The following is a 10,905-nucleotide window of genomic DNA, read 5'->3' on the forward strand; positions in this document are numbered from 1 at the left end:
AACTACTGGTAGTTCTTTTTTGCGAGATCACTTCAGTCAGGAGGTCACAAAATGCAACCCGTCATCCATCATCCGTGGACTCTCACGGAGCAGGAAGCCATTTCTCTGCAAAAGCAACTGGCCCTGCAAGTCAAAACAGAAGATCAAGTAAAAGAAGTGCAGCATATCGCCGGAGTCGATGTCGCCTACCATGTAGCGGAAGATGTGCTCGTCGCCGGAATCGTCGTTCTGGATGCGGCAAGTTTGCAAGTCGTGGAATCTGTCGTCGTTTCGGATTCGGTAGCTTTTCCGTATATTCCGGGTCTGTTCTCGTTCCGGGAGCTTCCCCCGCTGATGAAAGCATTCGAAAAGCTGCAAACCGTGCCGCAACTGATCGTTTGCGATGGGCAAGGCATCGCTCACCCGCGCAGATTCGGACTTGCCAGCCACGTCGGACTTTTGTACGACATTCCTGCTATCGGCTGCGGCAAAACGCGTCTGCTTGGCGAATACGCACAGCCCGATTCACACAGAGGAGCCTGCTCTCCCTTGCTGGACGAGGGCGAGATCGTCGGCGCTGTTTTGCGCACGCAAGCGGACACAAAGCCTGTATTCGTCTCCGTCGGGCATGGCATTTCCTTGCCGACTGCCTGCGAGTGGATCACGCGGCTTGCTCCCAAGTACCGTCTGCCGGAGACGACAAGACAAGTCGATCAGTTGGTGAACAAAGCATTGGCTGGCTTGGGCAACTAAGCGCTTTGCTCTGTTTTTTTGCTTTGCCGCGCTGCGCGGACAGCTTTTGCCTGGACCGGACAAGGACAAGTCAAACCCTCGCAGCGACGTGCTTTAATGCAAGGTCGGCCAGACGTTTTCGTCATGCTCGTCAAGCACCGCTTCCAGTTGCTCGCCATCGAAAACAGCGAGATAACCGGGCGGCAGCGCCAGCACCTGCAAGACAGACGGGCGGTGTTTCAACAGTTGGAAAATGTAGTACGATTGCAAATCATCGCTGTCCACTTCCCCTTCCACTGGCCCGAGATACCAGCCTGAATCGCCGTCGCCTGCATGGTCGCCACGCTGCAAATAAATCCGTTTTTGCTCCAAGGCGCCTTTGGCGACGACGATCTTGTCCTGGAACAAGGCGGCTTCACCCGCGATCTGCAACGTTTGCAGGCAATGGTTTTGCGCCAGCTGCACATAGAGCGACACGGACAAGTCCGGATTGGTGTCCGTGAACGGATTGGTATCGTAGTCTGGTGCCACGACTTCCATCTGCCCATCGCGTTCGTTCACGATGAAAATAGTCCAGCCCACTTGAATCTTCGCGCCATTTTGAATCGGCCCGCTCTCGTTTTCCACATCCGCCAGCAATTCGAGCAAAAAGTCGGCCTGCTTCGCGAAAAACTCCCGGCAAGTCACCACGAAGGTCCTGTTGCCGATTTGCCGGGAGCGTTGACAGAAAGCAGACGACTGATTGTCGGGAAACGGTTTGTTGCTCATCGTTACCATCCTTTCTCCATCGGTATATCGATATGTATGTTTGTACGAAAATAGTTCACTCACAGGCAAAACATGCACGTTCATTGTCAATAGGGTAACACGATTCCAACAGCAGCGCAGCATTTTCCCGTTGAAATGGCGACGCGCGAAAAGACGCGTTTGGACGGGTAAACCGTCGCTGGGTCGCTAGGTCGTTGCTTCGTTCGTGCAAAAGAAGCAGGAAGAGGGATGCCCCCTTTCGCTCTGCCCGAGGCAGGTTCACGGAGCGATCCCTCCCTTGTTCTTTATTTTTGTGTGAACGGCGCTTCCAGCAATTGCGCCAGCCTGCTTACATTCGGCTCCATCATGCAACTGAAATGGTTGCCCTCAATCGTAATGACGTCCAACTCGCCAAGGCATACATCCTGCCAGAAGGACAGCGTCGTGTCATCTGTGCGCGGCAGGAACAAGAACGGTTCGCTCGCCAAAAGGAAGCGGATGTCGCCCATGTACGGCAACGGCGTGTAGCGGGCGGCTTTGAAGCTTTGGCGGAACACCTGGCACAAGCCCTCAGCCATCTCGATCGGCATTTGTTCTCCGGTTGTTCTGGACTTCGCTTCGACATAAGCCTGGAAGCGCTCCGCTTTGCTGACCGCAGCCATTTGGCCAAACAGCTCTCCTACCTGATCCAGCCCGGCATCTCCGCCAATCGTCACGGCAGCGCCTTGCGGAATGCACTCTCCGTGCCGCTCCACGAGCTGCATGACGCCACGAGCCAAATCTTGCTCATCCACCTTGCCAAAGCCTGCCTGCTCCAGCGAAACATTCAGGTTCGGGATAAAGAGTGTTTCGACGAGCAAATCGTCATCCACTTCGGTGAAGATCGGCGGAATGTCGATCAATACAAGATCCGCGACCTGCACGCCCCGCTCCATCAACCGCCTTGCCACTTCGACGGCGATCAGGCCGCCCAGGGAATACCCGATCAGTTGCAGTTCGCTGTGCCCTGTTGCCATCAGGCATTCGGCGTAATCGTCTGCAACTGTCTCGATCAGTTCTGCCGGGTCAAGCGAGCAGTAGCGTTCCATGTCAGCAATCGCCACACCTACAATGCTGCCGATCCCTTGCGCTTTGAGGTGCTCAAGCAGCGGACGGAAAATGTCCATCGTCCCGAGCACAGCGTGGAACACGACGCGCAGCGGCCCTTCCTGCGCCGTTCCATACGGAATCAGCACAGCGTTGCTTGCACTGTTTTGCTGGTGGATCGTCCATGCTTCCTCGGTATGCGGCTGCTCCTCTTGTTCACGGGAGCGAATAAACTCAGCCAAGTCGGCTACCGTTGGATAGTTCAGCATTTGCCGCAGCAGAGCGTCGAACGGGATGGCTGGTTGCACCGGGTCTTCCGCCAGCTTGTCGCGCAGTCTTCCCGCCACCTGCGCCATGATGAGCGAATCCGCGCCATGCTCGTAAAAGCTTTGCGACCGACCGATGGAAGCCAGCCCGAGCGATTCCGCCCACAGCTTAGCCAGTATGCTTTCCAGCTCATCCAGCTTCTCCTCGCTCGCAGCGACCATCTCTTGTGTTCCGTTTGCAGCGGGACGCCATTTTGCCAACGTGCGCCGATCGACCTTGCCATTTCCGGTCAGCGGCAGTGCATCGACTACTTGCACATGTTGCGGCAGCATGTACGCAGGCACATGACCTTTCAAAAATGCTTCCAGTTCTTGCGGACGAACCGCCAGTCGCTCCTGCTTCATCCGTTTGGCGAACAAATGGAACCCGAGGGCAGTCAGCTTGTCGTCTTCTTGCGGCAGCAGCAAAATCGGCTCGCCTTCCTCTTCTTGCAGCTGGGCAAGCCAGTCATGGCGATCCAGATAGGACGACTCCAGGCGCAATTCGTCTCCTGGCTCCATCATCATGAATGCTTGCGAAGCCAAAATCCACAAATGCTCAATCGTCGGCTCCGTGAAAACAAGCCAGCCGTCCGGGCGAATCAGCTCCCGCAGCCTGCTCATGCTGGCTGGTATGTCACGGGCATTTTCCAGTACCCCTGCCGCCAGCACGACGTCGAAGCTGTTCGGAGACAACCCTTGTGCCCGGTAGTCTTGGTCAACATCGAACACGCCGAAGCTCACGTGCGGATACTTGGCGAAGCGCTGCTTGGCTCCGGGAATGAAAAACGGCGCGACATCGGTAAAGACGTACTCGATCGGATAGCCTTCCAGCGCTTGCAAAACGTTCCCCGTCGTCGCTCCTGTTCCGGCCCCGACCTCCAAAATGCGCAGCGGCTTGCCTTCGTGTCTTTGGGCGATTTGCTGCAAAAGCAGGCACATGCAACGGTTGAGATAACTCGCCATGATATGCTCAATATACAGCGTATGGACGTGATCCCATTTCCCCTCGGGGAACAGCAACGCGACCGGGTCCTCTTCGCCAGTCAAAAGCTCTGCCAGCTTTTCTGCGTTTTTGCGAACGTAAGCGGTAAAGCCGTCCGTTCCCAACATTTTCGTCCAAATGCCCTCCGCGGACGCCCAGCACTCGCCGACGAGCTGCTCACTGACAGTCTGTTCGCTGCGATACTGCTCAGCAGAAAGCGCGGTCAGCAGCCCTGCCTGCTCCAGCCTTGCAACCCAGCGGCGTACCAGCCAGTGATATTTCGGCAAAATTTTCTCTGGATGCAAAACCGCTGCCAACGGCTCGACCTGATTCGCTGCAAAAAACCCGAGCTTTTGCAACGCATGAAGCATGGAATAGAGCACAGCCTGATCCAGGCTGGTCATCGCCGCTTCGATTTCCTGCACGCTGATGTGCGCCGCGATCTCCCCTGCCGTATCCCCGATGCCGCTGACTATTTGGGCAAATTCGGCCGCTTCCGCGCTGCGGTCGCGTTCCGGTTTGCGAGCTGGCTCCACGATTGCAAGCAGCGTCGGCTCGTCGCTCGCTTCATCCAGGACCACTCCGGCGGCGGCGACAGCAGGATGCTTGAGCAGAGCAGATTCGATTTCTCCCAGCTCGATGCGATGCCCGCGAATTTTCACTTGGTTATCTTCACGGCCAAGGAACTCAATCTCGCCGCCCGGCCGATAACGTCCCAAATCTCCGGTGCGATAAAGTCGCTGCCCATCTTCGGGGTGCAGGAAGAAGCGTTCCTGGGAAAGTCGCTCGTCACCCGCGTAGCCTTGGGCCAGGCCATCTCCGGTAATGTACAGCTCGCCTGTGACCCACACCGGGCAATCGCGCATGTGCGCATCGAGCACCCGGAAGCCCTGGTTAGCGAGCGGCTGTCCGTACGGAATGCTGCGCCAGTCGAGCAACAGTCCTTTGTACACATGATAAATCGACCAAATCGCCGCTTCCGTGGCTCCCCCCAGGCTGACTGTCTGCGCGAACGGCAGGCGCTTCGTCATCTGATCCGGCAGCGACAGGGGAATCCAATCGCCTGAGAGCATAGCCAGCCGCAGCTTGGACAAGCATACTTCCGGCGTGCCTTCCAAATAGGTGACGAGCATCTGCATCATGGCGGGAACAGAATCCCACACGGTGACTTCGTGCGCAAGAATCAGCTCTACCCAATGCGACGGGTCTGTTTGCCTGTCCGGTTGCGGCAGGACGAGCGCGCCCCCTACCGACAACGGGCCAAATATGTCGTAGACGGACAAGTCAAAATTGAGCTGAGCCAGTCCGAGCACCTTGTCATTCTCGTTGACCGCAAAGCGGCGATTGATGTCGACAATCGTGTTCGCCGCAGCGCGGTGGCTGACGACGACGCCTTTTGGCTGCCCGGTAGAGCCTGACGTGTAAATGATGTAAGCTGGCAAGTCAGGATTCGTGTCAGGCAAAATGAGCGGCGTCTGCTGCTCCGCCACCTGGTCGACGTCCACGCGTTGAAGCGCCTGCGGCCACTCTGCATCTGATTCGGAGGCAGTCAGCACAAAACGAATGTCGGCTTGTTCGGTCATCGCCTGCCTTCGCAACAGCGGTTGCTTGGCATCAATCGGCACGTACACGCCCCCGGCAAACAGCGTGCCCAGCACGGCGGCTACCTGATCGACGCCTTTTTCCAGCGCAATCGCCACGCGGTCCTGCTCGCGGCAACCAAGCTCTTTCAGCTTTCCGGCGATCGCCGCAGCACGTCTGACCAGCTCTGCATAAGTCAGTTGACCATTTGCGTCAATCACCGCCGGGCGGTCCGGCGTCGCCATCGCTTGCGCCACGATCGGCTGGTGCAGCGCGTAGTCAGGCAGCGGAGCCTGTGTGGCGTTGATCTTTTGCCGCTCTGCTTGCTGCCATTGCGGCAGGGCAAGCTCGCCGCCCTCCTCCCAGCGCTGTTCCGATTCAACCAACGCTTGCAGCAAATCGGCGAATGCCGCAAACATGTCGTCTACCATCTTTTCCGGAAACACGCCTTCCCGCACGTCCCAGTTGACTTGCAACCCTTCGGCGCTGTCCATCGCCTGGCAGTCGATGAACACTTGTGGCGTCTGGCTGATGCCGTATTCGCCGATTTTGCCGGAAAGCCGCTCTCCCTCCGCGATTCCGACAAGTCCGATCGCGCTGGTGAAGACAATCGGCATCAACGCTGCTTCGCGCCCGCGTCTGCGCGCCACCTCGCGCATGACCTCGACGCCGGAATAGAGACGATGATCCAAATCCTCGAACAATTGCTTCTGAATCGCTTTTGCCCGTCCCTGGAAGGAACGCTCCGCTCCCCAGTCTACGGCCAGCAAACTGACCGAAGTGAAATCCCCGACGATATCTTGCACGCGATCATGCAGCGGCTGGCGGTTCAACAGCGTCAAGTTCAGGCTGAACGCCCGATTTCGGCTCCAGCGCTCGATGACGGCGGCATAGGCAGTCATCACAGCGGCAGTCGGAGTCAGTCCCCGCTTTTGCGCCCGCTGCTTGAATACGTCCCATTTGGCCGCATCCAGGCGAATGAACTCCCGGCGAAAACGCGCCTTGCCCGCCTCAACTTCTCCCTTGGCAAGCGGCAAATCCGGGGTCTGCGGCAAATCATCGATGCGCGACAGCCAGTACGCTTTGTCCCGCGAATAAGCTACTGTCTCCCGCAACGTGCGTTCCGTCAGCACGTAATCGCGGAACGTGATCGGCAGCTCGGGCAGCCTTTTTCCCGGCTCCTTGTAGAGCGTCTCAAATTCAGACAGCAACAGCCAAATACTCGCCCAGTCGGCAATGAGAAACTCCATGGAAACATGCAGCACGGCGCGATCTGCCGTTTTGGTCACGGCGATGCCATAGAGCGGCCACTTGTCCGTGTCATAGACGCGATGCCCCATGTTCTCGCGGATCGCTTCCAGTGCACTCTCGGCTTTGGCTTTGTCCAACATGCTTGTGTCTGTATAAGGCACCTTGAAGCGCGGCACTTCTGCCATGACCCGCTGTTGTCCGTCGGAGTCAATCGTCGCACGTAGCATATCGTGACGCGCAATCAGTTGATTCCATACTTCCTCGACCCGTACCGGATCAAGCTGTTCGTAATCAAGCTCCAAATAAATGTGGCACGCCACGCCGCCGTAGCCGAACAGCTCATACCGTCCCAGCAAGTAAGCTGATTGCACATCTGTCAGGGGAAAAGGCGTAAAGCGGGCAGCCGGATCAGGCACAACCTCGACTGGCTGCGCCTCTTTTTGCAAAAGAGCCACGATTTCTGCTTTTTGTTCGCGAAGCATCTGCAAATCTTCGGGGGCCAGGCTGCCTTTTGGCGCCTTGTAACGCAGGTTCCCCGCTTCTTCCCAGATAGACACACCTTCCTCGCGAAGCCGCGTCAAAAGCTCGATACTACTGATCTGGATGTTTTGGGACATTTGCACACACTCCTATTTGGTCAGCTTGGCCATATCGTTGCAGTTGTCGGTGAAAACCAGTTCCCGCTCCGTTTTTTCTGCCTCTTGGCCTTTTTGGATGACAAACAGCTTCTGGCCGAGCAAAGCCAGCGGATGATCCTCGCCGGGCAGCACCGCAAGCTCGCCCACACCAGCGCCATGAAACACATCGCGCCACTGCTGAACAGTCATGAAGGTCGATTGCGTCTGTTTCCGATCATCGACAGGAGGCGTCATCATGAACGCCTGGGAGATCAGCATTTCCGTAAATTCTCTGGTCGGCTCGGTAATGAGCATCCACCCGCCAGGCACCAGACTCTCCATCAAACTGCGAATGATTTGATCCGTGTCGCGGGCATTGTTCAGCATGCCAGCCGCCACGACGATATCTACACTCCCTGGCTCCACACCTTGTTCAAACAAATTTTTGTCAATATCGACCACCGCAAAGCTCATCCACGGGCAATCCTTGAACCGCTGGCGGGCAGCCGCAAGGAAAAAGTGGGACACGTCCGTGTACATGTAGTCGACACGCAAACCTTTGGCAACTAGCGGTCGCAAGCGCGCGACGACGCCGTCCGTCGTGGCTCCTGTCCCTGCGCCTACTTCCAAGATGCGCAGCGAACGTTTGCCGGAAGCGATGCGGCTCGCCGCCTCTGCAACCGATTTGTTCAAATACTTGGCGACGAACGTATCGCGGTAGAGCGCGTTGGCGACATCCATCCGGCCTTCCGGGAAAAGCAGCAAAGCTGCTTGCTGAGTGTCATTCATCAGCGCGGGAAGCTGATCGGCGTTGCTTTTCAGGTAGTCGATGACAAGTGGCGAACCAAGCTTGCCACTCCACGCTTCCTTCGCCATCATCCAGCGGCGTTCCACCTCTTCCCGGCTCATCCGCTGTCCGCACCGAAAAGCATCTTCACGGGCATCTATGTAGTTTTTGTCTTGCAAAACGTGCAGCCAGCGCCAGATGACAGGTTCGTGACGCGGTGCCACTTGAGCGAGCGAAAAAATGTCGGAACTGCTGTATCGCCTATCGGGCTCAGCTAACGCCCCTTGCGATTGCAATGCCAACAGCATGGACGCCAGGGCAGCTTGCTCCAGGCGCTCTACGCCCTCCTTCACCACTTCCGCATCCACGCCTGCCAGTTCGCTTTCCGCCACCGTCGAGCACGTAAACACATCGCGGTTTGCCTCTCCCCCCTGAACTGTCGACTCTTCCGGTTCAGGCAGGTCATCGGAAATCTGCAAAGCCGCTTGCCGCAGCACGTCCAGCGAAATCGGCTGATGCTTCCCGTTTGCGCGCAGCACCGGATAGCCCAATGCCTGCGTCCAGTCCTGCCAGCCGCGAGAGCAAAGCAACTCCTGCTGCGCCCGCATGTCGATCGCCGCCCGATCCACGTTGCCCAAAATCATCTCCCGCATCGCCAGCAAGTCACGCCCGATCGCTTGCGGCCATTGCTTGGTCAAAATATCGCGATAGCTTGCCGTCTCGCACGTCCCGAGCACCTCTGTGCTGCTTTCGAGCATATGGGCAGGCGGAGCGGCCACCAACGTTCCGTGAATATCCGGCAAATCAGGCACATGCAGGCGCGGCTGCCAGACGACCGGACCGTGTGTATCCGTGAGCGACAAGCTCCCTCCTGCTGTACCGATCGTAATTTTGTGCAACAAATGCAAATGATTGTCAGGATCATCAGGGTCGACTTCATTGTGGGCCAAAAGCGTCACCGGAATTTTGCCGAGCTGTCCGATCAGCACCTGAAAAGGCCCTTCGTCTTTGATCACATGGTTGATCTTCCACGGGCGGATCGTCGGCAGCGCCTCTTGCAAAATGTGCATCAGCGGGTACGAAACTTGCGTGGCGCAAGCAGCCTCGATGTACAAGGCAGGCTGTTTGGCGAGCAGTTCTTTGGCGCAAGCGATAAATCGCCGGACCGCAGGAAGATGCACATACAAGTCACCCGTCATGAAATAAACGCCGGATTGCCGCGCTTGCTTCAGGCACGCCGCCAAATCTTTTTGATGAATCGGCTGCTCGGACAGGACGTGAATGCCGCGCTCCAAAAGTTCCAGCGCCAGATTCGTGCCCTGTCCGCCCATCACGGTCGAGCGGAGAACGACGCACGCGAGATCGAGATTGGCCGGAAGCTGTCCCACTTCTGTAAACAAGGGAACACCCAGACGCTCGGCGCACTGTCGCGAACGCTCGCTGCCTTTTGCCAGCAAGCCGACCAGTTCATACTGCTCAGGCAGCGCCCGCACTGCTTCCAGGTAAAACTGTCCAAAACGAGTGCCGCATACGACGACACGCAGCTTGCGATTTGCTTTTTGAGTCATCGGGCACCTCCCGCTGTTCTTTCGCTTCGTTCAAGCGCAAGCTCCACGCCTTGGCGGCAAAGCGCCTGAGTCAAAGCTGCCTGTGATACGCCTTCGGATACGTAGTAGCAGCCCGCTTTTTTGTCCGCTTCTTCCGTCACGAGCTGGGCAACCGTCGCCGCCACGATGCCCGACAAACGGTTCCAGTCACCGCGGTACAATAGCGTCGCTGTCAGCCGAACGGGAGCGCCGTCGCGAAGTCCGTCTGCATGCAGATGGAACATCGTGTAATCGTCTACGTTCGGCTTTTTGGCTGCGAACTGCTGCAACAAAAGCTTGGCAGAGTGCTGCTTTTGCTCCTCGGTTTTGTACTGCTGAAGAGCCTTGATCATGACAAACTGATTCAAGATGCCGCTATGTTGATAGCTGTTGTAAAAGTAAGCCGCCTTGATCTCATGGGCATGGGCCATCCGGCAAAATTCTTCGGTCAGGACGGGATACGTGTCCCGTTTGCCCGCTGGCTGGGGAAGCATGCAGCTTTTATGAAAAGGCCCGTCGATTTTGCGCACCTCTCCGTCACGGCAATAGCTCATCCCGTAGCCCGTGTCTTCCTCGATGCTGCACACGATGTCATAGGCAGCGTTCAGGGAAAAATCGCCTTGACCCGCAAAAAACAGTTCCAGCTGCTCGGTGCTGTCCAGCTCTTCCTCTGCTATGTATGAAGGGAATATCTCTGACAAGCCAGGGTACACTCCCGCTGAGATGACGAAGCGCAGTCCTTTTGCCTCGATCTCCGCTTTTCTCGTCAACAGCAGCCGATACAAATGCTCGTCGCCGGATACATCGACGTAGTGAACCCCTTTTTCCAGGCACGCCACAGCCACTTTATCGAGCACTTGCTTGGCAGGGCCAGCGCAGTTGATCACGATATCGCAGCGGCTGCAAAAATCAGCCAGTCTGGAAGCGTCGAACACGTCCACTTCCCAAAAATCGCCTCTGTCCTCGCATCCCGCCAGCAGTCCCCGAAGCTTCTCGGGATTCCGTCCTCCTAGCAAGACCCGATGCCCGGCAGCTGTGAGAATTGTCGCCAAAGCTGCGCCGCCAACCACTCCGGTCGCGCCGAGAATGCCGATTGTTTTTTTCTCCACGTGTTCTCTCCCTCTCTCGCCTGCTCGCTGCATCGATTCCGGCAAAAAAGCCGGGCTGCGCCCTTTTGCGCCCATGTGCGCAGCCCGTGTTGCCTTTTTTGCTGGTTGAGCTATCCTTCGCTCAATTTGATGCTTGGCAG

The 10,905-nt window shown here is 57.1% G+C and carries 5 protein-coding genes; 1 reads left to right on the top strand and 4 read right to left on the bottom strand.

Annotated features, from left to right (window positions below):
* Positions 1 to 51 precede the first annotated feature (51 nt).
* Positions 52 to 732: a deoxyribonuclease V gene (nfi, locus tag NST23_RS21025; RefSeq protein ID WP_122963811.1), complete on the top strand. Its 681-nt coding sequence runs from the start codon at positions 52 to 54 to the stop codon at positions 730 to 732.
* Positions 733 to 825: 93 nt separating this feature from the next.
* On the opposite strand, the gene NST23_RS21030 is transcribed toward nfi, so the two are convergent.
* From NST23_RS21030 to NST23_RS21045, 4 genes are all read right to left on the bottom strand, one after another.
* The gene (locus NST23_RS21030) at positions 826 to 1,479 is read right to left on the bottom strand and encodes an immunity protein Imm33 domain-containing protein (RefSeq protein ID WP_173596787.1); all 654 of its coding nucleotides are present in this window, start codon (positions 1,477 to 1,479) and stop codon (positions 826 to 828) included.
* Positions 1,480 to 1,763: 284 nt separating this feature from the next.
* Positions 1,764 to 7,283 carry a non-ribosomal peptide synthetase gene (locus NST23_RS21035; protein WP_173596786.1) on the bottom strand — a complete coding sequence of 1,840 codons (5,520 nt, stop codon included), beginning with the start codon at positions 7,281 to 7,283 and terminating at the stop codon, positions 1,764 to 1,766.
* 12 nt (positions 7,284 to 7,295) lie between these two features.
* Entirely contained in the window at positions 7,296 to 9,638 is a 2,343-nt protein-coding gene (locus NST23_RS21040; RefSeq protein ID WP_173596785.1) for a bifunctional Gfo/Idh/MocA family oxidoreductase/class I SAM-dependent methyltransferase, read from the bottom strand.
* Entirely contained in the window at positions 9,635 to 10,765 is a 1,131-nt protein-coding gene (locus NST23_RS21045) for a saccharopine dehydrogenase NADP-binding domain-containing protein (RefSeq protein WP_173596784.1), read from the bottom strand. Before NST23_RS21045 ends, NST23_RS21040 begins: the two co-directional genes overlap by 4 nt.
* Between the last annotated feature and the right edge of the window lie 140 nt (positions 10,766 to 10,905).

The organism is Brevibacillus sp. FSL K6-0770 (assembly GCF_038000275.1).
Classification (GTDB): domain Bacteria; phylum Bacillota; class Bacilli; order Brevibacillales; family Brevibacillaceae; genus Brevibacillus; species Brevibacillus parabrevis.